Origin of the sequence: Actinosynnema sp. NPDC091369 (assembly GCF_044757065.1) — a bacterium.
Lineage (GTDB): Bacteria > Actinomycetota > Actinomycetes > Mycobacteriales > Pseudonocardiaceae > Actinosynnema.
This window is the reverse complement of the sequence record NZ_JBIVUG010000005.1, coordinates 50,382-73,250: the sequence shown is the minus strand read 5'-3', so window position 1 is coordinate 73,250 and position 22,869 is coordinate 50,382. Positions and strand designations below refer to the sequence as shown.

At 72.6% G+C, this 22,869-nt stretch carries 25 protein-coding genes; 12 read left to right on the top strand and 13 right to left on the bottom strand.

The window, feature by feature from the left end; genetic code table 11:
- Window positions 1–2 precede the first annotated feature (2 nt).
- Window positions 3–1,001, top strand: a complete 999-nt coding sequence (locus tag ACIQMJ_RS20290; RefSeq protein ID WP_499762544.1) for a methyltransferase — start codon at window positions 3–5, stop codon at window positions 999–1,001.
- Window positions 1,002–1,579: 578 nt separating this feature from the next.
- Here ACIQMJ_RS20290 and ACIQMJ_RS20285 read toward each other — a convergent pair.
- Entirely contained in the window at window positions 1,580–2,590 is a 1,011-nt protein-coding gene (locus ACIQMJ_RS20285) for an MFS transporter (RefSeq protein WP_499762543.1), read from the bottom strand.
- A 189-nt stretch (window positions 2,591–2,779) separates the two neighbouring features.
- Window positions 2,780–3,121 carry a ClpX C4-type zinc finger protein gene (locus ACIQMJ_RS20280; RefSeq protein ID WP_499762542.1) on the bottom strand — a complete coding sequence of 114 codons (342 nt, stop codon included), beginning with the start codon at window positions 3,119–3,121 and terminating at the stop codon, window positions 2,780–2,782.
- A 166-nt stretch (window positions 3,122–3,287) separates the two neighbouring features.
- Here ACIQMJ_RS20280 and ACIQMJ_RS20275 point away from each other — a divergent pair, with 166 nt between their 5' ends.
- The gene (locus ACIQMJ_RS20275; protein WP_499762541.1) at window positions 3,288–4,166 is read left to right on the top strand and encodes a bile acid:sodium symporter family protein; all 879 of its coding nucleotides are present in this window, start codon (window positions 3,288–3,290) and stop codon (window positions 4,164–4,166) included.
- A gap of 183 nt (window positions 4,167–4,349) precedes the next feature.
- Entirely contained in the window at window positions 4,350–6,635 is a 2,286-nt protein-coding gene (locus ACIQMJ_RS20270; RefSeq protein ID WP_499762540.1) for a PQQ-dependent sugar dehydrogenase, read from the top strand.
- 48 nt (window positions 6,636–6,683) lie between these two features.
- Here ACIQMJ_RS20270 and ACIQMJ_RS20265 read toward each other — a convergent pair whose 3' ends face one another.
- Both ACIQMJ_RS20265 and ACIQMJ_RS20260 read right to left on the bottom strand, forming a co-directional pair.
- Window positions 6,684–8,954, bottom strand: coding sequence for a catalase (locus tag ACIQMJ_RS20265; RefSeq protein WP_499762539.1), 2,271 nt, complete (start codon window positions 8,952–8,954; stop codon window positions 6,684–6,686).
- Between the two features lie 75 nt (window positions 8,955–9,029).
- Window positions 9,030–9,422, bottom strand: a complete 393-nt coding sequence (locus tag ACIQMJ_RS20260; protein WP_499762538.1) for a GNAT family N-acetyltransferase — start codon at window positions 9,420–9,422, stop codon at window positions 9,030–9,032.
- 250 nt (window positions 9,423–9,672) lie between these two features.
- Here ACIQMJ_RS20260 and ACIQMJ_RS20255 point away from each other — a divergent pair, with 250 nt between their 5' ends.
- Window positions 9,673–9,960: a hypothetical protein gene (locus tag ACIQMJ_RS20255; protein ID WP_499762537.1), complete on the top strand. Its 288-nt coding sequence runs from the start codon at window positions 9,673–9,675 to the stop codon at window positions 9,958–9,960.
- Window positions 9,961–10,020: 60 nt separating this feature from the next.
- A complete protein-coding gene (locus tag ACIQMJ_RS20250; RefSeq protein ID WP_499762536.1) occupies window positions 10,021–10,722 on the top strand; it encodes a hypothetical protein in 702 nt (233 codons plus the stop codon).
- Window positions 10,723–11,256: 534 nt separating this feature from the next.
- On the opposite strand, the gene ACIQMJ_RS20245 is transcribed toward ACIQMJ_RS20250, so the two are convergent.
- Window positions 11,257–11,697, bottom strand: a complete 441-nt coding sequence (locus ACIQMJ_RS20245; RefSeq protein ID WP_499762535.1) for a class I SAM-dependent methyltransferase — start codon at window positions 11,695–11,697, stop codon at window positions 11,257–11,259.
- Between ACIQMJ_RS20245 and ACIQMJ_RS20240 the strand changes: the two genes are divergently transcribed.
- Window positions 11,624–12,199, top strand: a complete 576-nt coding sequence (locus ACIQMJ_RS20240) for a MerR family transcriptional regulator (protein WP_499762534.1) — start codon at window positions 11,624–11,626, stop codon at window positions 12,197–12,199. The genes ACIQMJ_RS20245 and ACIQMJ_RS20240 overlap by 74 nt on opposite strands.
- Here ACIQMJ_RS20240 and ACIQMJ_RS20235 read toward each other — a convergent pair.
- Together ACIQMJ_RS20235 and ACIQMJ_RS20230 are read right to left on the bottom strand one after the other, a co-directional pair.
- Entirely contained in the window at window positions 12,123–12,518 is a 396-nt protein-coding gene (locus ACIQMJ_RS20235; RefSeq protein WP_499762533.1) for an STAS domain-containing protein, read from the bottom strand. The two genes, ACIQMJ_RS20240 and ACIQMJ_RS20235, sit on opposite strands and share 77 nt — an antisense overlap.
- 114 nt (window positions 12,519–12,632) lie before the next feature.
- A complete protein-coding gene (locus ACIQMJ_RS20230) occupies window positions 12,633–13,184 on the bottom strand; it encodes a class I SAM-dependent methyltransferase (RefSeq protein ID WP_499762532.1) in 552 nt (183 codons plus the stop codon).
- A gap of 55 nt (window positions 13,185–13,239) precedes the next feature.
- Between ACIQMJ_RS20230 and ACIQMJ_RS20225 the strand changes: the two genes are divergently transcribed.
- Both ACIQMJ_RS20225 and ACIQMJ_RS20220 read left to right on the top strand, forming a co-directional pair.
- The gene (locus tag ACIQMJ_RS20225) at window positions 13,240–13,641 is read left to right on the top strand and encodes a MerR family transcriptional regulator (RefSeq protein ID WP_499762531.1); all 402 of its coding nucleotides are present in this window, start codon (window positions 13,240–13,242) and stop codon (window positions 13,639–13,641) included.
- Window positions 13,642–13,677: 36 nt separating this feature from the next.
- Complete coding sequence (locus tag ACIQMJ_RS20220) at window positions 13,678–14,025, top strand: VOC family protein (RefSeq protein ID WP_499762530.1); 348 nt, start codon at window positions 13,678–13,680, stop codon at window positions 14,023–14,025.
- 8 nt (window positions 14,026–14,033) lie between these two features.
- Here the strand turns inward: ACIQMJ_RS20220 and ACIQMJ_RS20215 are convergent, their stop codons facing one another.
- Genes ACIQMJ_RS20215 through ACIQMJ_RS20200 form a run of 4 tightly spaced genes read right to left on the bottom strand, consistent with a single transcriptional unit; the run spans window position 14,034 to window position 17,539 of the window.
- The gene (locus ACIQMJ_RS20215; RefSeq protein WP_499762529.1) at window positions 14,034–14,534 is read right to left on the bottom strand and encodes an SRPBCC family protein; all 501 of its coding nucleotides are present in this window, start codon (window positions 14,532–14,534) and stop codon (window positions 14,034–14,036) included.
- Window positions 14,531–14,923 carry a metalloregulator ArsR/SmtB family transcription factor gene (locus ACIQMJ_RS20210; protein WP_499762528.1) on the bottom strand — a complete coding sequence of 131 codons (393 nt, stop codon included), beginning with the start codon at window positions 14,921–14,923 and terminating at the stop codon, window positions 14,531–14,533. Before ACIQMJ_RS20210 ends, ACIQMJ_RS20215 begins: the two co-directional genes overlap by 4 nt.
- Window positions 14,924–14,951: 28 nt before the next feature.
- Complete coding sequence (locus tag ACIQMJ_RS20205) at window positions 14,952–16,055, bottom strand: M20 family metallopeptidase (RefSeq protein WP_499762527.1); 1,104 nt, start codon at window positions 16,053–16,055, stop codon at window positions 14,952–14,954.
- Between the two features lie 26 nt (window positions 16,056–16,081).
- A complete protein-coding gene (locus ACIQMJ_RS20200) occupies window positions 16,082–17,539 on the bottom strand; it encodes an MFS transporter (RefSeq protein ID WP_499762526.1) in 1,458 nt (485 codons plus the stop codon).
- A gap of 78 nt (window positions 17,540–17,617) precedes the next feature.
- On the opposite strand from ACIQMJ_RS20200, the gene ACIQMJ_RS20195 reads away from it, so the two are divergent.
- On the top strand, window positions 17,618–17,959 hold the full coding sequence (locus ACIQMJ_RS20195) for a hypothetical protein (protein ID WP_499762525.1): 342 nt from the start codon (window positions 17,618–17,620) through the stop codon (window positions 17,957–17,959).
- The gene (locus ACIQMJ_RS20190) at window positions 17,956–18,192 is read left to right on the top strand and encodes a DUF6343 family protein (RefSeq protein ID WP_499762524.1); all 237 of its coding nucleotides are present in this window, start codon (window positions 17,956–17,958) and stop codon (window positions 18,190–18,192) included. The genes ACIQMJ_RS20195 and ACIQMJ_RS20190 overlap by 4 nt, the downstream gene beginning before the upstream one ends.
- A gap of 18 nt (window positions 18,193–18,210) precedes the next feature.
- Here the strand turns inward: ACIQMJ_RS20190 and ACIQMJ_RS20185 are convergent, their stop codons facing one another.
- Window positions 18,211–19,080 carry an isocitrate lyase/PEP mutase family protein gene (locus ACIQMJ_RS20185; protein ID WP_499762523.1) on the bottom strand — a complete coding sequence of 290 codons (870 nt, stop codon included), beginning with the start codon at window positions 19,078–19,080 and terminating at the stop codon, window positions 18,211–18,213.
- A gap of 475 nt (window positions 19,081–19,555) precedes the next feature.
- Here ACIQMJ_RS20185 and ACIQMJ_RS20180 point away from each other — a divergent pair, with 475 nt between their 5' ends.
- Both ACIQMJ_RS20180 and ACIQMJ_RS20175 read left to right on the top strand, forming a co-directional pair.
- The gene (locus ACIQMJ_RS20180; RefSeq protein ID WP_499762522.1) at window positions 19,556–20,353 is read left to right on the top strand and encodes a dienelactone hydrolase family protein; all 798 of its coding nucleotides are present in this window, start codon (window positions 19,556–19,558) and stop codon (window positions 20,351–20,353) included.
- A gap of 10 nt (window positions 20,354–20,363) precedes the next feature.
- A complete protein-coding gene (locus ACIQMJ_RS20175; protein WP_499762521.1) occupies window positions 20,364–21,206 on the top strand; it encodes a methyltransferase in 843 nt (280 codons plus the stop codon).
- 87 nt (window positions 21,207–21,293) lie between these two features.
- Here ACIQMJ_RS20175 and ACIQMJ_RS20170 read toward each other — a convergent pair whose 3' ends face one another.
- On the bottom strand, window positions 21,294–22,772 hold the full coding sequence (locus ACIQMJ_RS20170; protein ID WP_499762520.1) for a flavin-containing monooxygenase: 1,479 nt from the start codon (window positions 22,770–22,772) through the stop codon (window positions 21,294–21,296).
- Window positions 22,773–22,869: the final 97 nt, after the last annotated feature.

The window sequence follows — 22,869 nt, the reverse complement described above, 5'->3', positions numbered from 1 at the left end:
CCATGCCACTGCACCTGGGACCGGACGACGGTCCGCCGTCGTTCCACGACATGCTCGCCACCGCGGGCTACCGCGCGGTCGCCGCGGGCCTGCGGCTGGGCGTGTTCGACGCGCTGGCCGACGGCCCGCGCCGGGCGGCGTCGCTGGCCGCGGAGATCGGCGCGGACCCGCGCGGCGCCGCGCTGCTGGCCGAGGCGCTGGTGGCGTTCGGGTACCTGACCGGCGGGCCGGACGGGTACGCCAACACCGACGAGACCGCGAAGTGGCTGACGGGCGGCGGGTACTCGGAGGTGGACAGGTTCTGGTCGGTGGTGCTGTTCGAGTCGTGGGAGGGCCTGGCGGAGTCGGTCCGCACCGGCAAGCCGGCCCTCGACTTCTACGGGTGGCTCGCCGAACGGCCGGAGGTGCTGCGCCGGTTCCAGCGCATGCTGGCCGGGCACGCCGACGCGATCGCGCCGGAGGTGGCGTCGATCGTGCCGGTCGGGTCGACGTTGCTGGACGTCGGTGGCGGGCACGCCAAGCACGCGATCCGGCTGTGCACGGCGCACCCGTCGCTGGAGGCGACCGTCATCGACCTGCCGGACGCGCTGGCGGTGGGCGCGGCGGCGGTCACCGACGCGGGCCTGTGCCGGCGGATCACGTTGCGGGCGGGCGACTACGACACGCTCGACCTGGGCTCGGACTACGACACCGTGCTGCTGTTCAACGTGGTGCACGGCCGGACGGCGGCGGCCAACCGGTCGTTGCTGGAGCGCGTCGCCGCGGCGCTGCGACCGGGCGGCGCGGTCGTCCTGCTGGAACACGACGAGCACTCCCCCGACCGCGCGTCCGACGCCTTCGCCCGCGTCTTCAGCCTCAACCTGTTCCACGGCCAGGGCGGCCAGGTCTACGGCACGGCCGAGATCACCACCTGGCTCACCTCCGCCGGCCTGACCTCACCGACCACCCACCCCCTGACCACCTCCCCCGGCCAGTCCCTCCTCGTCTCCCACAAACCCTGACCCGCCGGCCGAGCGCCCGGTACGGCGACACGAACACAGAAACCACGGCCTGTGCGACACTGCGTTCCGACCTGCGGAGATGCCGTCACCCAGCGTCGTACCGCCCAGGACGACCTGCGGACGTGTCCACGCCCCGGCGCACGGACTGAAGATCATGGGTCATGCCCCTCAACCCCGCACCGGTCTCCCGATACGGTCGGCGACGGATCCGGCTCCCGCCGTCCCGGCCACGTCGACGGGTCGGGAAGGTCTCGGCCTCGCCCGGATGCGGGCGTGTCCGCCCTCCCTCGTGAGTGGGTGAGGGCTACGGAGGGTGCTGTGGTCCGGAGGAAGCCGAACGGGGACGAACACCGCGGACGGTCGACGCGGCGGCCCCGATGGAGGTGGTGTGCCGCGGGGGCGACCGTCGCCGGTCTCCTGGCGCAGGTGGTCGCCGTGATCAACGGGATCAACGACCTGCTTCCCGGGTAGGTTCGAGCGGGGCGTGCCGCGAGGCGCGTCCCGCCTCGCCGTCGAGCACCACCGGTCCCGACGCTCACCTCGTGCCGGGCCCTCCCGTCGATCGCCGACGCCGGCCACTATGCGTTTACCGACCCCAGCCGGATCGCGCGGCCGAGGGCGGGCGTAGCGACCGCTCCGAGCACGACCACCCATCCGGCGAACAGCAGGGACGTCGCGCCCGGGGTGACCACGTCGAGCAGGACGCCCGCGGCGGCGGCGCCCACCGGTGTCGCCGCCCAGATCAGCAGGCTGAACCCGGTGCCGACGCGGCCGAGCAGGTGGTCGGGGGTGGCCTCCAGCTGGTAGCTCAGCGCGGCCACGCCGAAGCACGGCATCGACACCGTGAACAGCGCCAGCACGACGCCCACGGCGATCAGCCCGGTGGAGAACGCCAGCACGACCCACAGCGCGCCCTGGAACCACACCACGGACAGCAGCAGGCCGGTCAACCCGAGACGTGCCTTGAGCTTCGGCGCGATCACCGCGCCCACGACACCGCCGATGCCCAGGGCGGCGAACAACCCGCCGATCGCGGTCGGTGACGCGTCCCGCGCGGCCACGATGGCGACCAGCGCGACACCGGAGATCGCGACCTGCAACCCGGCCGCGGTCAGGGCGATCAGCCGCAACGGCCGGTGACCCCACAGCCACCGCACGCCCTCGGAGACCTCCCTGCGCAGACCGTCCCGCGCGGGCTCGGCGCGGGAATCGGCCCGGAAGTCGGTCCGCACCAGTGCCAGGCACAGCGCCGAAGCCAGGAACGACACCGCGTCCACCAGGAACGGCAGCCCGCGGCCCCACTGGAGCAGCGCGCCGCCGACCGGCCCGGCGAGCACCCCCGTGGCCGCCTGCGCGGTCTCCACGCCGGACACCGCGTCGGTCAGCCGGTCCTCGTCCACCACGTTCGGCAGCACGGCGTTCTCGGCGGCGGAGAAGAACACGTGCAGCACACCGCCGACGAACCCGGTGATGAACAGGTGCGCGGGCGTCAGCGCGGAGAACAGCACCGCCACCGGCACGGTCGCCATGGTGACCGCGCGGGCGAGGTCGCACCGCACCATCGTGCGCCTGCGGTCCCAGCGGTCCACCAGCGCCGGCGGGCAGGCCCAGCACCAGGTACGGCACCGCGCGCACGGCCGCCAACGCCCCCGCCGCGGTGGCCGAGCCGGTCAGCGCGAGCATCAGCACCGGGTAGGCGAGCTGCGAGACGCCGTTGCCGAACGAGGACAGCGTCTGGGCGGCCCACACCAGCCGGAAGTCGCGGACCCGCCAGACGCTCACGAGAACCGCTCCCACGCCGACTGCCTGCTCATGCCCAGCGCCGCGCCGATCCGCGCCCAGGTGACGCCGCGGCCGCGCAGTTCGGCGACCCGGTCCTTCAACCCGGTCTCGACCTGGCTCGCGGTGGCCGCGATGCGCGGCAGGTGGGCCAGCAACTCGTCGTCCGACATCGCCGACCACTCCGGGACGGTCACGTCGGAAATCCCGTCGTCGGCCTCCAGGATCGCCACGCACGCGGACACGCACCCGTCGCAGATGTAGATGCCCGGCCCACTGATGATCTTGCGCACGTCGACGGCGGCCTTGCCGCAGAACGAGCAGCCCGGTGGGTACGTCATCGGCCCTCCGCAGTTGTCAGGCAATGCCTGACAACCGTAGCGGTGATCACCGAATGCCATCGAATCGGCCTCGAACCTCCCGATTCGTCCGGTTCCGGGGGAGGATGCGCTCTTCGTTGGTCCGGGTTCGACGCGGGACTCAGCCGCAGGAACGCAGGTGATCGCCGTGGATTCCGCCCTGACGAGCGTCGGCCTCCCGGTCGCGCTGGCCGTGGTCATGTTCGGGCTCGGGCTGTCGTTGACCGTCGTCGACTTCGCCCGGATCGCGCGCGAGCCGCGGGCCGTGACGGTCGCGCTGGCCACCCAGCTGGTCCTGTTGCCGGTGGCGTGCTTCGGGCTCGTGGTCGCGTTGGGCCTGGACCCCGTGCTCGCGGTCGGCATGATGCTGCTCGCCGCGTCGCCCGGCGGCACCACCGCGAACCTGTTCAGCCACCTGTTCCGCGGTGACGTCGCGCTCAACATCACGCTGACCGCGGTGAACTCCGTGGTCGCGGTGATCACCCTGCCGCTGGTGGTGAACCTCGCCCTCGACCACTTCGGGCCGGTGGCCGGTGGCGCGGTCGGGCTGGAGTTCGGCAAGGTGGCGCAGGTGTTCGCGATCGTGCTCGTGCCGGTCGTGCTGGGCATGCTGGTGCGCCGCTGGTCGGCGGCGTTCGCCGAGCGCGCGGACAAGCCGGTGCGGATCTTCTCGGCGGTGGTGCTCGTGGCCGTGATCGCGGGCACGATCATCGCCGAGCGGGACGACGTCGGCGCGTACCTGGCCGACATCGGGCCGGCGGCCGCGCTGTTCTGCGCGGGCAGCCTGGCCGCGGGCTACCTGGTCCCCCGGCTGGCGAAGGTCGGCGAGCGGCAGGCCATCGCGTCGGCGTTCGAGGTGGGGGTGCACAACAGCACCCTGGCGATCACGGTCGCGGTGACCGTGCTCGGCAGCGAGCGGTTGGCCGTGCCGGCCGCCGTCTACGGGGTGGTCATGTTCCCGCTCGCCGCCGCGGCCGGGTTCCTGCTGTCCCGCACGCGGGCCGCGCGCGACACCGCGTTGGACTGAACACCGAGGCCGCGTACGCCGGACGGATCACGGCCGAGCCGATTTTTCGGGGTGACCGATAGGCCGCCCGGATGAGACCGACCGGTAGCCCGATCGTGGGCGGACAAAGCAGTGCGTGACAGACGTTCCCGTGTCACCCTTCCGTGCTCACCCAGAAGTGTCACGAAGGGAACGAAACGGGCTATGCGATTACTCCGCCGCGCACCACTCTCCCCGCGTTCGAGACGCGTGACCGCCGTGGCCGCCGCGACCCTCGTGGTCGCCGCCACCGCAGTGGCACTCCCCCCGACCGCTGCCGCCGCCGTGCCCGCCGGCTTCGCCGACACCCTCGCCATCGGCGGCCTCACCTCGCCCACCGCCGTCTCGTTCGCACCGGACGGCCGGGTGTTCATCGCCGAGAAGAGCGGCCTGGTCAAGGTCTTCGACTCGCTCGCCGACACCACCGCCACCGTGTTCGCCGACCTGCGCCCGCAGACGCAGGACTTCTGGGACCGCGGTCTGCTCGGACTGGCCGTGGACCCGCAGTTCCCGACCCGCCCGTACGTCTACGTCGCCTACACCTACGACGCCGTGCCCGGCGGCACGCACCCGCGCTGGGGCGACCAGTGCCCGACCCCACCCGGGGCGACCGACCAGGGCTGCGTGGTCACCGGCCGGGTCTCCAAGCTCACCATGGGCGCCGGCGGCACCATGACCGCCGAGCAGCCGCTGGTCACCGACTGGTGCCAGCAGTACCCGAGCCACTCCATCGGCACGGTCGTCTTCGGCCCCGACGGCGGCCTCTACGTCGGCGGCGGTGACGGCGCGAGCTTCAACTTCACCGACTACGGCCAGGTCGGCAACCCGTGCGCCGACCCGCCGTCGCCCGCGGGCACGAACCTCACCGCGCCCACCGCGCGCGGCGGCGCGCTGCGCTCCCAGTCGATCCGCCGCCCGGCGGGCGAGCCGGTCAGCCTCGACGGCTCGATCGTGCGCATCGACCCGGACACGGGCGCGGGCCTGGCCGGCAACCCGTTCGCGGGCCACGCCGACGCCAACGCCCGGCGCGTCATCGCCCACGGCCTGCGCAACCAGTTCCGCTTCGCCTTCCGGCCCGGCACCGAGGAGCTGTGGGCGGGCGACGTCGGCTGGAACACGTGGGAGGAGATCAACCGGATCGCCGACGTGAACGACGCGACGGCGGAGAACTTCGGCTGGCCCTGCTACGAGGGCTCCGCGCGCCAAGGTGGCTACGACGGCGCGAACCTGACCCTGTGCGAGTCGCTGTACACCGGCGCGGGCCAGACCACGCCGTACTACGCCTACAACCACTCGGCGAAGGTCGTGGCCACCGACCCGTGCCCGACGGGCGGTTCGTCGGTGTCCGGCATCGCGTTCGAGTCGACGAGCAACTACCCGCCCGCCTACGACGGCGCGCTGTTCTTCGCCGACAGCTCGCGCGGCTGCATCTGGGCCATGCAGACCACCGCGGGCCAGCCCGACCCGGCCAAGCTGGTGCCGTTCGTGACCGGCGTGAACGTCCCGGTCCAGATCACCACCGGTCCCGGCGGTGACCTGTTCTACATCGCGCTCGGCGCGGGCCAGCTGCGACGGGTCAGCTACCCGACCGGCAACCAGGCGCCGACCGCCGTCGCCACGGCCACGCCGCAGTCCGGGCCCGCGCCGCTGGCCGTGCAGTTCAGCGGCACGGGGTCCACCGACCCCGATCCCGGCGACACGCTCAGCTACGCGTGGGACCTCGACGGGGACGGCCAGTACGACGACTCGACCTCCGCCACCCCGACCCGCACGTACACCACGCAAGGCGCGGTGACGGTCCGGCTCAGGGCGACCGACCAGGCGGGCGCGAGCGGCACGACCTCGATCACCGTCACCGTCGGCACGCCCGTGGCCCAGGACCCCGTGCCGGTGATCGACACGCCGACCGCGCCGCTGAACTGGGTGGTGGGGCAGAACGTGCCGTTCTCCGGCCACGCCACCGACCCGCAGGACGGCGCGCTGCCCGCGTCCGCGCTGAGCTGGAAGCTGGGCATCCAGCACTGCGCGACCACCGGTTCGTGCCACGAGCACGTGGTGCAGACGTGGTCGGGCGTGGCGTCGGGCTCGTTCATCGCGCCGGACCACGAGTACCCGTCGCACCTGGAGCTCACGCTGACGGCGACGGACTCGTCCGGCCGGGTCAAGAGCACCACGACGAGGCTTGACCCGCAGACGGTGGCGCTGACGTTCACGTCGAGCCCGAGCGGTCTCCAGCTCAGCGTCGGCGGCACGGCGCAGACCACGCCGTTCACCCGCACGGTGATCGTGGGCTCGAACAACTCGATCAGCGCGCCGAGCCCGCAGGGCGGCGCGCTGGTGTTCCGCTACGGGTACAGCAGCTGGTCCGACGGCGGGGCGCAGACGCACAACGTCACCGCGCCCGCGACCGCCACGACGTACCAGGCGAACTACACGCTGTGCCTGTGCTGACGTGAGCGACCGGCCGCGGACGGGTGTCCGCGGCCGGTCGTCGTCGGGTCAGGCGATGGTCGCGGGGAACCTGTCCCACACCCGGTGGGTGCCGAGCAGCGTCTGCACCTCGCCGAACACGTCCGCCGGGGTCTCGCCGACCACGATGCCCAGGTCACCGGCCGAGCACCCGGCCTCGACCAGCGCGGCCTCGCCGTTGCCCCACGCGCCGATCACCTTGGCGTGCCGGTAGCACTCCTGGACCATCAGCACCACGCGCGGGTCGACTGCCGTGGCGGGCGCGCCGGCCTTGTCGTCCCGGGCGGGGATCGCGTCCGGGGCGGGCGGCGGCGCGGCGGCCAGCAGCAGCGCGTCGAACTCGATCGAGCGGGCGGTCAGGAACGTCCGCTGCGCCACCAGGCCCTCGTCCAGCTGACCGCCGCGCGCGGCGATGATCAACGGCACCATGCCGCCGGCGGTGATCGTCTGGCGCAGGGTGTGCAGGCCGTCCAGGCTCGCCGGGTCGTCGGCGTCCACGACGATGCCGATCATCCGGCCGTCCGGCGGCCACACCTGCCCGATCTGGGACACCGCCGGGCTGGGGGTGACCTCGGCGGCGGGCTCGGTCGCCTCCGGCGCGGGCAACCCGAGACCGGCGGCCACCTGCGCGCACAGCTCGGCGTCCACGTTGGCGAGCACGCGCAGCTCGCGTTCCTTGACGGCCTGCTCGTAGCACTTGCCCAGCTCGAACGTGAAGGCCCGGACCAGGTGCTCCTTCTCCACCGGGCTCAGGCTGCGGTAGAACATCCGCGGCTGGCTGTAGTGGTCGGCGAACGACGCGGGCGCGCGGCGCTCCTTCACCGCCTCCGCGACCGGCGTCGGGAACTCCACGAACGCGCCCGTCTCCAGCCCCGCCATGAACGGGCAGCCGCCGTCCAGGGTGTTCGGCTTGTACGGCGCCACGCCGCTGTGCACGGCGTGCTGGTGGAAGCCGTCGCGCAGCATGTCGTTGACCGGGGCGTGCGGCCGGTTGATCGGGATCTGGTTGAAGTTCGGGCCGCCGAGCCTGCTCAGCTGCGTGTCGATGTAGGAGAACAGGCGGGCGTGCAGCAGCGGGTCGTCGGTCACGTCGATGCCCGGCGGCAGGTGGCCGACGTGGAAGGCGACCTGCTCGGTCTCGGCGAAGAAGTTGGTGGTGTTGCGGTTGAGGGTGAGCATGCCGATCGGCTGCACCGGGGCCAGCTCCTCCGGCACGAGCTTGGTCGAGTCGAGCAGGTCGATGCCCTCGAAGGTCTGCTCCGGGGTGTCCGGGAAGACCTGGATGCCCAGCTCCCACTGCGGGTAGGCGCCGGACTCGATGGCGTCGAACAGGTCGCGCCGGTGGAAGTCCGGGTCGACGCCCGCGATCAGCTGCGCCTCCTCCCACAGCAGGGAGTGCACGCCCAGCTTGGGCTTCCAGTGGAACTTCGCCAGCGACGTCTGGCCCTCGGCGTTGACCAGGCGGAACGTGTGGACGCCGAAGCCCTCCATCATCCGGTAGGAGCGCGGCACGGCCCGATCGGACATGTGCCACATGACGTGGTGGGTGGCCTCGGTGTGCGTGGAGACGAAGTCCCAGAACGTGTCGTGCGCGCTCTGGGCCTGCGGGATCTCCCGGTCCGGGTGCGGCTTGGCGGCGTGGATGATGTCGGGGAACTTGATGCCGTCCTGGATGAAGAACACCGGGATGTTGTTGGCCACCAGGTCGAAGGTGCCCTCGGACGTGTAGAACTTCGTGGCGAACCCGCGGGTGTCACGGACCGTGTCGGCGGAGCCGCGAGATCCCACGACCGTGGAGAACCGGGTGAACACCGGGGTGGTCACGCCTTCCGCCAGGAACCCGGCTTTGCACACGTTCGTGGCGTTGCCGTAGCCCACGAAGACGCCGTGGACGCCCGCGCCCCGCGCGTGCACCACCCGCTCGGGGATGCGTTCGTGGTCGAAGTGGGTGATCTTCTCGCGCAGGTGGTGGTCCTGGAGCAGTGTCGGCCCGCGCGCGCCCGCCTTGAGGGAGTGGTCGGCGTCGTACAGGCGGGTGCCGGTCGACGTGGTCAGGTACTCCCCCTGCTGCTCCCGCACGTCGGCCGCGGCGCCGGTCTCCGCGCCGGTCGCGGTCCGCGTCTGGGGGGAGGTCTGGTCCGGCTTGCGCGGCAGCGGCCCCTGCGGCTCGCTCGGCGGGTCCAGCGGGGGCGGCGCGCTGCCCGGCGTGCCCGGCACCGGCGGCGTGACCAGGTCGGCGACCTTCTCCACGGCCTTGTCCAGGGCTTCCTTCACGACCTTGGCCGGTTTGAACGCGTCCACGTGCTCCTCCTCGTCGGCAGTCTTCCGCCGACTACCCGCCGTGGAGCGACCTACACCCGGTAACGCACGCTCGTTTCAGAGGGCGACGAGACCCGCGTTGGTCGGCTGGAACCCGCAGCTGTCGAAGTAGAACGCCTTGAGGTGGTCGTCGAAGTCGACGTGCAGCCACTCGCACCCGGCGGCGCGCGCGGCGTCCACGGCGGTGGCGACGAGGTGACGTCCGACACCTCGTCGGCGTTCGGCGGCGGTGACGAGGGTGTCGAGGAGGAAGGCGTGGATCGCGCCGTCCCAGGCGACGTTGACGAACCCGACGAGGGCGTCGCCGCGGCGTGCGGTCACCCAGCCGAGGCTGTGGCTTGTCACCTGGCCCCACCAGTCGTCGGCCAGGGGCGCGTGGTCGAAGCCTTCCGCGTGCAGGGCGTTGACCTCGGGGTTCTCGAAGTGGCCGCGCCACTCGTAGCTGATCATCCGGTGCAGCGTACGGAGCGGGCGGCCGTGGGCCGAGGGAGTGATCACTCCACGGCGGGGCTCGGCGGGCCGCACGATGTGTGAACCACGACCCGTTCGCTGTTCGTGCCGCCGTTGGTGCTGCCGACGATCAGTCCGCCTGCACATGCGGCGGTCGAGCGCGGCTTGACCGTGGTGTCCGACGTGTCGGCCGTTCCGGACGGGGCGGTGCACTACTACAGCGGGCCGTTGTTCGCCGATCGGGTGGCCGATGGCCTGGGACTCGGGGCTGCCCGTTCCGGTGTTCGCCAAGCCGCCGGCCGACAAGAGCTTCACGGCACGCGTGTACAGGGACGGTGGTGAGCTGCCCGTCGACCTGCCGGACGGGACGGCGGTGCTGGTGGGCGAGGTGGTCGCGTTCGCCGCCGCGTTGCCCGGGTTGCCGGGTGCGGTCGTGGTGGACGTGGGGCTGGCCGGACCGCCCGACGAACCGCGGGCGTCGCTCGTGGCGGTTGAGGGGGACATGGCCTGCGTGCGGCCCCATCGGACCCCGGTCTGACACCGAAATCCGGACCGTGAGCCGATCCGCAACCCGGCCGTCCCCGGCATCGTCTCCCCCATGACCTACACCTTCCCCGGCCGGTGGATCGGCGCCGGCACCCTGATCCTCGCTCCGCTCCTGCTGCTCGCGGGCCTCCTGCTGCGCTGGCCGTTCCACTACTTCTTCCCCCAGCAGCTGGCGGCCGTGGCCGAGCGACCCGGTTTGATGAGCGCCGCGCACGCGTTGACGATCGCCGGCACCGTCCTGCTGGCACCGGCCGTGATCGCGCTGGCCCACCACATCGGACAGACCCGGCCGGTTGCGGCGAGCTGGGGCGCGTCACTGGTCCTGGTGGGCTTGTTCGAACGGACGTTCCACGCGGGCATCGACCAAGCCGCGCACAACCTGGTGCGCCACGAGGGCCCGACCACCGCGACCGACCTGATCGCCCAGTCCTACCAGGACCTGCACCTGTTCAGCTTCCTCTCGTTCACCATCCTCCTCGGCTGGCCGGTCCTGGCCTTCGCCGCCTACCGAAGCCGCACCCTGGGCCCGTTCCGCGCCCTCGCCCTCGCCACCACGTGCCTGCTCCCGTTGGGCGTCCTGAAGGGCACCGAACTCACTTCCGTGATCGCCGCAGTCGGCTTGTGCGCCGCCTTCGTGCCCACCGGCCTGCAACAGCTGCTGACGGGCCCGAGACCGACCCGGAAGTCGGTCCTCCTCACCTTGAGCATCGCCCCGGCTCTCGGCGCACTCGCCTACGCCAGCACCCTGGGCTGACTTCCCCCACAGCTCTCTGAGCCGACCACACCCGATCAACACCCTGAGCCGACCACACCCGATCAACACCCTGAGCCGACCACGCCCAAGCAACGCTCAGCCCGGTGAACGCATCCGAAACCCGTTATCCGCAACCTCACCACCTGGGGTCCTCCGATGAACACCCGCCCGCGCCCACGGCTGACCTCACCCACCGGTAACCCGTCGTCCGCGAAGTCCCGCCAACCCGATGTCCGAGAAGCACACCGCCCAGTGACCGGACAACGACTGTCCGAGCCGCAGTGACACGGTGCCGCCTGCCGTTCCGTTCCGGGGTGGGCGTGGCCGGGCTGGTAGGCGCGAACTGCTCGATCGCGGTCGAGTGGGTGGTGGTCTGGGGCGGGATCAGGGAGCCAACCACGAACAGCGCGCCTCCAAGCCGACAGCCATCCGAGGCGAGGGCTGTGTCCGTGCCGTCCCACAGTCGGATCACCGGGACCAAGCGGTTCGAGGTGGTCGTCCACGGTGTCGACCTGAAACGATCTGCACCAGGGTTCAGTCGTGGTGGCTGTGAGGTTGGTCTTCGGCGTCCGCAGGTGCCACGTGCCCGATGACGCACACCGCCGGTGGGTCGAGGGCGAGTACTTCGGTTCGGAGGTGGACGTAGCCGGCGGCGGTGAGCAGCGCAGCCGGATCCTGGCCGGCCGCGGCGGATGTGGCGGCGACGGCGCCCGGGCACCGGGGTTGGGACACCAGGGCGAGGCGTCCGCCGGGCCGCAACGCCCGGGCCAGTTCGCGCAGTCGAGTGGCTGGGTCGGGCCACATGCCGACGGTGTTGACCGCCAGAGCGGCGTCGAAAGACCCGTCGCCGATCGACAGGCCCTCGACCGACCCGTGCACCAGGCGCACTCGTCCGGCCCGGATGGCGAGCCGGTTGCGGCGGCGCGCTTGGCTGACCATCACGGCCGAGTGGTCGACGCCGACGACGTTGTCCATCGGTGAACTGTCCGAACGCACCGGCGTCCCGACGAGCGCGCTCCGCTACTACGGCGAACTCGGCCTGGTGCGGCCGACCGCACGGGTGGCGGGACGGCGGCGCTATGCCGCGTCGGCGGTCAGCGAGGTCGACGTGGTCCTCTTCCTCCGCGAGATCGGGTTCACGCTGGCGGAGATCGGGCACTTCCTCACGGGTGAGCGGCAGGACCGGCGCGACCTGATGGATCGCAAGATGCTCGAGCCGGCCGAGCAGCAGCACCGCATCGAGGTGGCCCGCACCGCCCTCGACCACGGTCGGCGCTGCCCCGCCGACGATCCGGTGAGGTGCTCGCGGTTCTTGTCGAGCGGCGGCGCGGCCTCTCGCTGGAGGAAAGCCACGCGCGAGCGCACTGACGGCACTCACAGGGCAGCACTCGGAGGGCGGCTCAGAGGGCGGCGAAACGGCGGCGGTTGGTCCGGGTGCGGGTGGCGAGGGCTTCGGCCAGGGTGGCGCAGGGGGTGATCTCCTGGTCCAGGCCGCTGATCTCGAACGGGCGGAGCACGTGGCGGTTGGCGGCGACCACCCGCAGCGGCACGCCGGCCTCCAGCGCCGCCAGGTGGCCGCGGTGGAGTTCGTTCAGGCCGGCGGCGGCGAGGAAGTCGACGTCGCTGAGGTCCACTACGACCGGGGCCGGTGGGGTCGCGAGGGCCAGGCCGACCGAGATCTCGTGCCGCAGTTCGCGGACGGTCATCGCGTCCACTTCACCGGCGACACGCACCACGACGGCATAGCCGTGCACTTGCCGATCCACCCTGAACGGGTGACCGAACGGTTCCGTCATCACGGTCCGCAGCCTCCTCAGGGTCGAAGAAGGCAGTGGCTGCTGGCTCAACCCGCTGCGTCGTACCCCGACGGTACCCCCGAACGCCGAAACCCGCAGCTCACCGCCCCTTGATCACCTCGCCGAAGCACGCACACCGGCGAACAACGCCACCGGCCACCCCTTCGGCCGCACGGGAACGCGCCGGACGTTCGCGAAGTCCGAGAACAAGTCGCGTTCGAGCCGCGCGAAGCGGAAGTCGTACACCAGCAGCACGCCGCCGGGACGCAGCACGCGCCGCAGCTCGGCCACCGCCCGACGCCGGTCCGGCCACTCGTGCATGCTCAACGTCGACACCACCACGTCGACGCTGTCGTTCCGCTGCGGCAACGCCGTCACGTCCGCGACCTGGAACGTGACCCGCGACGCCCGACGTGCCGCGGCGGCGCGGGCGATGGCCACCATGTCGGCGGACAGGTCGACACCGCAGAGCACCAGGTCCGCACGACGGGCCGCCAGCTCGTGCACCAGCCGCCCGGGGCCGGTGCTGACGTCGAGCACGACCGCCTCGGGCTCGGCGACCTCCGCCACGTCGGCGACCACCCGTCGGTGGAAACCGCCCAGCAGCCGCGTGGCCCGGCGGTCGTAGGAGGCGCTGCGCTCGCGGTCGAAGTAGGTGGTGGACACGTCTGCTCCTCAGCGGTGGTTGACAACACCGCCGACTGTGCAACTTCATGTCGACATGAAGTCAAGCGAGGGGCTGTCGATCGGCGCGGTGGCCGAGCGGTTCGGGCTGGCCACCCACGTGCTGCGGCACTGGGAGGACGTGGGCCTGCTCGACCCGGAGCGCCGGGCGAACGGCCGGCGGCGGTACGGGCGCGCGGACGAGGCGCGGATCGCGATGATCCTGCTCGCCAAGGACGCCGGGCTCGGGCTCGACCACATCCGGCTGCTGTTCGCCGCCACCGCCGACCGCCCGGCCCGGCGCGCCCTCTACCGCGAGCACCACGACCGGTTGGCCGAGCGGATCGCCTCGCTCCAGGCGTCACTGGCGGTGCTGGAGCACGCGATGGGCTGCGAAGCCGAGGACATCACCGCGTGCCCCGACTTCCAGGCCGAGGTCGCCGCCCGCATCCCCGACTGACCGGATACCGCGGACGGCGTATCCGACAATGGGCCCATGGCGCACATCGGCAGCGTGGTCCTGAGAGTCTCGGACGTCCGCCGCGCGGCGGAGTTCTGGTCCGCGACCCTCGGCTACGACCTGGTCAACGACCCGATCGGCGACGAGAGCCCGGTGCTCGCGCCGAAGGACGGCGGCGGGCCGCCCCTCACGCTGGACGAGTCCGACCGGACCCACCTCGACCTGCACGTCGCCGACCGGGCCGAGCTGGAGGCCGAGGTCGAGCGGCTGGTCGGCCTCGGTGCCGAACGCGTCCCGTGGGACTACCCGCCGGACGCGAACTTCGTCGTCCTGGCCGACACCGAGGGCAACCTGTTCTGCGTGGTCGACGCCGGCCGGGACTGACCTCCGGGTCACTCGTCCGTCGTCAGCCCTTCGAAGTACGCCTTCTGCGACGGGTAGTAGTCGTCGAAGGCGGGCAGCGCCGCACCCGACCGGGAGGCGATCAGCATGTCGAGGTAGTACTCCCACCCCGGCCCGATCTCGCCGATGCCCTCCTCCGTCGACAGGTGGTGCACCAGCCGCAGCTCGGTCACGCCGTCCACTTCGGACAGCAGCAGCTCCGTCCGCCACGTGCCGGCCTCGTCCACCATGGACAGCGCCAGCCGGCGGGGCGGGTCGCAGGCGTCGATGCGGACCTCCACCCACGGCCCCTGCTCCTCGAACACCATCTGCACCTTCACAGTGCGCCCCGGCCCGGCCTCGCCCTCCCACGGGCCGAACCACCGGGCGGTGCGCTCCGGCTCGGTCAGGCTCGCCCACACGTCGTCGGCGAGCGCGCGGAACGTCCGGGTGATCACCAGGTCGCTGCCCTTGTCGGTGCGGAACAGGCGACCGGTGGGGGTCGGGGTCATGCGGTGTTCTCCTTGACGTCGGTGTTGGGGAGGGGGAGGGAGTCGGGGCGGCGTTCCCGCCGGGTGCGGTAGACCTCGGTCTCCAGAGCGTCGAGGCGGTGCGCCAAGCCGGACACCAGGTCCGGTGCGGCGGGCTGCTCGAACGACGCCAGCCACCGCGCGAGCGGCGTCAACCGGGAGGCGTCGAGCACGTAGAACCGCTGCCTGCCCACGAGCTCGTCGCGCACCAGCCCGCTCTCGCGCAGCACCCGCAGGTGCCGGCTCACCGCAGGACGGCTGATCGCGAACCGCTCGGCGATCTGCCCGGCCGACAGCCGCGCGTCGGCGCGCAGCATCTCCAGGATCTCCCGCCGCACGGGATCGGCGATCGCCCCCGCCACCTCGTCCACCCCGAAAGCGTAACCACTGGGTTACACGTTAGGCAATGCCCTCCAGGAACGCGATCAACGCCCGCCGGTACGGCTCGACCGTGGCCAGGTCGGCGTACTCGTCCGGCCCGTGCTGGCCGTCGCCGCCCACGCCGAAGATCACCGCGTCGATGCCGCGCTGGAAGTAGAACCGCGAGTCGGCCGCGCCGTGCTTGCGCAGCAGGTCGCCCGAGAACCCCTGCGCACGGGCGGCGCGCTGCAACGCCGCCAGGTCGGGGCCGTCCGGGTCGGCCCGGTGCGGCGGCTCGAAGTGGTCGACGGCGGCCGTGACGCCGGGCAGGCACAACGCGGTGAAGTGCGCGGCGACCTCCTCCCTGGTGCGGCCGGTGAAGTCGGCGTCCTCGGGTGGGAACCGGACGTCCAGCCACGCGGTCGCGTCAGCGGGCACCTGGTTGAGCGCCTGGTTCCCGGACGTGATCCGGGCGACGTTCACCGTGGTGCGCCACTCCTCCCCCGCCGCCAACGGGTACGCGGCCAGCACGCGGTCCACCGCGCGCATCACCTTCAGCACCGCGTTGTCGCCGAGCCACTGGTACGCGCTGTGCGCCGCCCGCCCGACCGCGTTCAGCCGCACGGTGATCAACCCCTTCGACTCCGCGACGACCCGCAGCGCGCTGTGCTCCCCGATCACCACGAACGACGCCGTCACACCCTGCTCCAACTGGTGCAGCGTGCCGTCACGCCCGCCGACTTCCTCGTCGGTGACCAGTTGCAGCCCGATCGGGTACGGCAGCCGCGCGGCCGTCTCCCGGAACACCGAGGCCAGCACCACCGCGGACAGCTTCATGTCCTGCGCACCGCGCGCGATGAGCCGGTCACCGTCGCGGCGCGGCCGGAACTGCTCGTCCGAACCCGGAACCACGTCCAGGTGGGCGTTGAAGAGCACCCGGAAGTGCGGTCGGTCCGCGCCGAGGTGGACGAGGGCGCTCGGCTTGCCGTTCGCTTCGAACCGCTCCACGGTGAACTCCGGCCCGACGAGGTCGAGCACGAACTCCAGCGCCCGGTGCAGGTCGTGGGGCCGGTCGGCGGTCGAGCGGATGCCGAGCAGCTCCTCGGCCGGTGGCAGCAGGTCCATTCCCGGTAACAGCTCCATCCCGCCATCGTGCCCACCGGCGCGGCTCACGGCGCGTCCGGGATCGCCTGCTCCGCGCCCTCCACCGCGGCCGGGCAGCGCGGCCGGGCGCGCAGCTCCACGACCGCCACCACCAGCGCCAGCGACACGGCCACCACCGCGCCGGCCAGCGCGACCGACACCGCCACCGGGAAGTCCCGCCCGGTCGAGCTCAGCACGAGGTAGAACACGCCGGTCAACGCCGCCGTGCCGATCGCCGAGCCGATGCGCTGCCCCGTCTGCAACGCCCCGCCAGCCGCACCGGCCATCGCCACCGGCACGTGCCGCAGCGTCAGCGTGGTGTTCGGCGCGATCACCCACCCGCCGCCGACGCCCGCCACCAGCAACGCGGGTGCGACGGCCCACCCGGCCACGTGCGGCGGCGCGAACCGCAGCACCACCGTCGCGACCGCGAGACCGGCAACCACCAGCGTCAACCCGGTCACGGTCAGCTTGCGGCCCCACTTCTCCACCAGCCGCCCGCCGATCACCGCGGACGCCGCCGACCCGACCGCGAACGGCGTCACGGCCAGCCCCGACTGCAACGGCGTGTAGCCGAGCCCGGTCTGGAAGTACAGCGCGAACACCAGCCAGATGCCCGCGAACCCGACGAAGTAGACCGTCCCGAGCAACGCGCCCGTGCCGTAGCCGGGCGTGCCGGTGAACAGGGCGATGGCCAGCAACGGGCTGCGCCCGCGCGCGGCGACCCGCCGTTCCCACCGCACGAACAGCACCAGCAGCGCCGCGCCGAGCCCGAACAGCCACCACAGCCGCGTCAGCCCGCCCGCCTCGGCCAGCACCAGCGGCAGCATCACGGCCAGCACGCCGGTGCCGAGCAGGGCCGCTCCGACCAGGTCCAGGTGGCCGCGCGGGCCGCCGCGGGCGCGGGGCAGCAGGCGGGCGGCCAGCACCAGGGCGAGCACGCCGATCGGCACGTTGACGTAGAAGATCCAGCGCCACCCGTCGTCCTCGCCCGCGACGGCCAGGATGACGCCGCCGGCCACCGGCCCGACGGCCGTGGAGATGCCGACCGTGGAGCCGAAGAACCCGAACGCCCGGCCGCGTTCCGCACCCCGGAACAGCTGCTGGATCAGCGCCGAGTTCTGCGGCGCGAGCGCGCCCGCCGAGACGCCCTGGGCCAGGCGCGCCGCGATCAGCGCCTCCGTGGTCGGCGCGATCCCGGCCAACGCGCTGAACACCACGAACCCGCCCAGCGCGGCCAGGAACATGGTCCGCCGACCGATCGCGTCACCCAGTCGCCCGGCGGGCACCAGGGCCAGGCCGAACGCCAGCGCGTAGCCCGAGACGACCCACTGCACGCCCGCGGGCGTGGTGCCGAGGCCGTGCTGGATGGACGGGAGGGCGACGGACACGATGCTCACGTCGAGCAGGCTCATGAACCCGGCGACGAGCGTGACCGTGAACGCCTTCCACCGCCTCGGGTCCGGCTCGTCCGCGCTGGTCACCACCTCTTCCTACCCGCCGATCCGTGCACCCGCACGCCCACGACGTGTGGCCGGGGCGGTTGTGGATACCCCTTGGTCATGGATGTGGAGCCGACCCGATTGACCGATGAGGACCTGCGCCGGTTCGTGCTGGACCGGCTGGCCGAGGACGAGGAGCGGCTGGCCCGCGAGGAGCTGCCGCTGCTGGACGAGGCCGAGAGCCGGGGCCGGTTCCGCATCCTGCGGTCCGACGACGGCTTGGAGCTGCTGCTCGTGCCGCACGACACGCAGGCCCAGGACCACCGCGCGCCCGCGCCGTTCGCGGAGAAGGCGGAGTGGCTGCGCCGGGAGGTCGCGGGCGGCGCCGACCGGACCGTGCTCCAGCTGATCGCCTCGGCCTACGACACCCACCACGGCTGGCAGGAGGAGTGGCGGACGTGACCGGCGCCGGCCACCCGGACGACGACCTGCCGCCACCCGCCCCGCCGCGCAGCGCGTTGACCCTGCGGCTGTGGCTGGCCGGGTTCGGCGTCGTCTTCAACGGGGTGGCCGCCGTGCTGTGCGTCCGCGCGGGCCTGGCGTGGCTCGCGGTGCTGCTCGGCGTGGTCGTGGTCGCGCTGGTGGTGGACTTCGCCTGGGTGGTGCACCGCAAGCGGCGCGGCGACCCGGGCTGACCTCAGCGGATCCCGACCTCAGCGGATCCCGACCGGCTGGGACGCGCGCGGCGCGGGCACGTCGTGGTGGCGGCTGATGTTGTCCCGCAGCAGGGCCTGCGACTCGGCGACGTCGATCGAGTCGTCCGGCAGCACGCCGTCCGCCGCCTTGAGCCGGACCATGGCGTCCTCGATGGCCGAGTGCGCGGCGAACAGGCACGGCGTGCTGTAGATGGCCACGTCGACGCCCAACCCCGTCAGCTCGCGCAGCGACAGCTTCGGCGACTTGCCGCCCGCGATCTGGTTGAACAGCAGCGCCTTGTCCCCCACGACCCGGCGGACCCGGCGGATCACGTCGACCGACGGCATGCCCTCGACCAGCACCACGTCGGCGTCGGTCCCGGCGAACGCGGAGGCCCGGCGCAGCATCTCGTCCTCGTCGGTGGCGTCGGTGCGCGCCACCACGACCAGGTCGGTCCTGGTCCGCAGCACCAGGTCGAGCTTCTCCAGGTACTGCTCCAGCGGCAGCACCCGCTTGCCCTCGACGTGCCCGCACCGGCGGGGCCGCTGCTGGTCCTCCAGCATCACGCCGGACGCGCCGACCTGCTCCAGGGCGCGCACCACCTGGCAGGCCACCTCGGGGTCGGTGTACCCGTCGTCGATGTCGACGAGCAGGTGCTGCCGGGGCAGCGCCAACCGCAGCCGCTGCACGAACGCGACCACGTCCGGCCAGGCGATGAACCCGACGTCGGGCAGGCCGTAGTGCGAGGCGGAGAAGCCGAACCCGGAGACGAACAACCCGTCGTAGTGCCGGGCCGCGATCGACGCCGACAGCATGTCGAACACGCCGATCAGCGGCGTCGTCCCGGGAGCCGCGACGGCCTCGCGCAGTGCCTTGCCGTAAGCCATGCGACGAACCTAGGCGGCACCCCGACCATGGTCGAGATATCGGAAGGATGAGATCCACTCACCCCATCGGCATCACCTCGGCGGCCACGATCACCACCCGCTGGTGGGGTTGCGCCTCGATCACCACGTGCGCGCACGGCACGTACACCGGCTCGAACCGATCTCCATCACCCGACCCGAGAGCGTCGGCTGCAATGCCCGCGAGGGCCTGCCTTTTAGCTGGTCAGCGTTCTTTCCTGTCGGTGATTCGCCGGGCAATTCGGTATTTCTACGGACCGGCCGACCACCCCGTTCGGACCACGCTGTGCCGACCACCCCGCCAGTGCTGACAGGACGGTGGACCGTGAGTGCGTTGTCCCTTGAGGACGTTTCGGTCGAGCAGGACCGTGCGGTGTCGCGTTCGGCGTGGTCCAGGGCCTGGCCGGCACGGCGACGGCTGGGACTCCGTCGCCTGACACCTTCGAGAGGAACACCCATGTGTCACGCCGATGACTCGCGCCCACCCGCGCCGCCCGGTCCGGCCTACGGTGCCGTGGCCGGCGCGGTCGCCTCGGCCGGGCCGCTGCGGCTCACCTCCGGCGACGGCGCGGACGTCCTCGCCTACCGGGCGGTGCCCGACCACCCGACCGGCGCCGGGGTCGTGGTGCTGCCGGACGCGCGCGGCGCGGACGAGTTCTACCGCGACCTGGCGCGCGGGTTCGCCGAGGCCGGTGTGGCGGCCGTGGTGCTCGACTACTACAGGCGAGTCGCCGACGACGACCGCGGGCCGGGCTTCGACGGGTTCGCGCACGTGGCCCGGCTCGACCGGGACCTCACGCTGCTGGACGTCCGGGCCGCCGTGGACCACCTGCTGTCCCTGGGCGTCACGGCCGCGTTCACCGTCGGGTTCTACCTGGGCGGCGCGATCTCGTGGGGCCAGGCCGCCCTCGAACCGCGCCTGGCCGGCGCGATCGGCTTCTGCGGCCGGCCCGCCGAGTGCCGGGACCTGGTGCCGCGGATGACGCGTCCGGTGCTGGTGCTCGCGGCGGGCGCGGACCAGCTCACCCCGGTCGAGGACACCCTCGACTTCGACCGGGAACTCGCCGAGGCGGGCGTGCCGCACGAGTTCCGGCTCTACGAGGGAGCGCCGCACTCGTTCTTCGACGGCGCGCTGCCCGACCAGGCCGACAACGCGGCCGACGCGTGGCGGCGGGTCCTGGCGTTCATCGCCGAGCACAGCCGGGAGTCGGCGTGCGGCCGTGCTGCGGGACTTCGACGCGCCGCTCAGGGCTAGGAGGCACCTGATGACCTACCCGACGCCGCCGGTGGCCGCCGAGCAGTTGTTCGCGGCGAGCGAGCTGGGCGTGTTCGCGGCGCTCGACCTCGGCCCGGCGACCGTGCTCGAACTGGCCGAACGCGCCGAGCTGCCGGAGCGCTCGGCACGCGTCCTGGCCGACTCGATGGTGGGCCTGGGGCTGCTGGAGCACGCCGACGGCCGCTACCGCTACGCGCAGTCGATGCGCACCGCCGAGTCCGGACCGATCGAGCCGCACGAGAACCGCATGGGGGTGTTCATGAACGGGGTGCAGACCTGCAACCCGCTGCACGCGGTGATGCTCGCCGAGCACTACGACTTCCGGCCGCACCGGCACGTGCTGGACCTGGGCGGGTTGTCGACCGCGTTCCTGGCCGAGGCCGCGGCTCGGCACCCGAAGCTGACCGGGGCGTTCGTCGGCACCCGCGAGTTCCTGGACGTGGCACGCGGCTCGACGCCCGCGGCGGTGGCCGACCGGATCGCTTTCCACGAGGCCGACCCGCTCACCGGCCCGGTGCCCGGCCACTACGACGCGGTGCTGCTGGAGCACGTGATCCACCGGTTCGCCCCCGAGCGCAACAAGGCGATCATGCGCGTGGCGCGGGAGGTCGTCGACCGGGGCGGGCGGCTGCTGGTGCTGGACTTCCTGCTGTTGGCCGAGGACGCGCGGCGGCTCGGCCCGGTGCTGGCGGGCGAGTACCTGGTGATCGACGGGACGGTGGTCTACCCGGAGGGCGAGGTGCACGGGTGGCTGGCCGACACCGGCTGGAACGTGCTGGAGACCCGTCCCCTGCCGGGCAGCCCGCGCCTGGTCGTCGCGGAGGCGGTGTGATGGGCCGGTCGCGCTGGTGACCGGCGGCTCCGGCGGCGCGACCGCGACGGTGCTGTTCGGCGCGAGCCGGGTCGACCCGAGCGGGAACTAGCGCGATCCCGGCGGCACGCCGGTCGCCGGTGCCGCGCGCGGCAGGTCCCGATATCGGTGGGCGACGCCGCCGGGCAGCAGGTACTCGGTGAGCGGGTTGCCGGTCCGGAGGGAGGGCAGCCCCATGTCGTGCATCAGCTCGTCGGCGCAGTGGAGGTCGTAGGGGCCGAAGTCGTAACCGCCGGAGCCCGGGAGCGCCCGTTCCTGCCAGTCCAGGCGGGCGTCGACGGCCCGCACCACCTCCCGCTCGTCCGAGGTGACGCGCAGCGCCCCCAGGAAGTGGCGGACCAGCCAGTACGCGGTGAGTTCCATGCCCAGCGGGTTGTTGAAGACCTGGCGGAAGCCGACGAACCCCAGCCGGTCGACACCGGGTGGCACGATCCCCCGGTACAGCCGCAGCCGTCCGGCCCGGTCGTGCACCGGCAGGTCCAGGAACGGGAAGACCCGGTCGTGACCGGTGGCGAACACGATCACGTCCGCCGCCACCTGCCGGCCGGTGGCCAGGCGCAACCCGTCCCGCGTGAACGCCTCGACGGCACCCACCTCGGCTTTGAGCAGACCGCGGCGCAGCGCCCGCACGTAACCGCGCGGCATCACGCCGGCGTGGACCAGGTGAAACGGCATGGGCAGCGAGGGCCGCAGGCGCTTGGGCAGCCGGTAGAACCCGGCGGAGAACAGCATGTCGCGGGTGATGAGCCACCACAGCACCCGCTTGACCCGGTCGTCGATCCGGTCGATCGGGCGGACGCACGCCGGGTCGTGGTAACGGGGCAGCAGCGCCTCTCCGAGCCGGGTGAACAGGATCCACTTGTAGCCGACCGTGCCGAGCACGAACCGCTCGGGGATCATCCAGTTCACCTTGCGCTGCACCAGGGTCGCCGAGGCCGCCTCGTGCGCGGCGCGCGTCGCCAGGTCCAATGCCGACTTGCCACCACCCACCACGACCACGCGCCGGCCGGTGAACGTCCCGGACCGCACGTCGTTGGAGTGCAGCACGGTCCCGGCGAACGAGTCGCGACCGGGCAGGTCCGGCACGCGCACGTGGTGGTGGGCCCCGCTGGCGACGACTACGTGGTCGAACGTGTCGCGGCGGACCGGCGCGGACGCGTCGTCGGCGGGCCGGGAGTCGACCGTCCAGCCGTGCGCGCCCACCGCGCCGGGTCCTTCCACCGGCCGCACGGCGACCACCTCGGTGCCCGGTCGCAGGCACTCCAGCACGCCGAAGGTCCCGGCGTAGCGCTCCAGGTACCGCTGGGTGTCGACGGCGCCGGCGAAGTGCAGGCGGTTGGGCAGGTCGGCGAACTCGAAGAGGTGGCGAGCGGCCTGGTTGGCCAACCCGTCGTAACAGCCGCCGGGCGACCAGATGCCGCCGACCCGGCGGTACTTGTCGAAGACCGTGACGTCGAAGCCGTGCTCCCGCAGCACCTTGGCGGCCACGATCCCGGCGGGACCCGCCCCGACCACGCACGCTCTCACCGGCCCCCACCTCCCCGCCGGTCCGACCCGTCCGGCACGCCCATCGTCCCGCCTGCCGACGGCGGTGGCCAGAGCTGTCATCCGGATGCGGCCGACA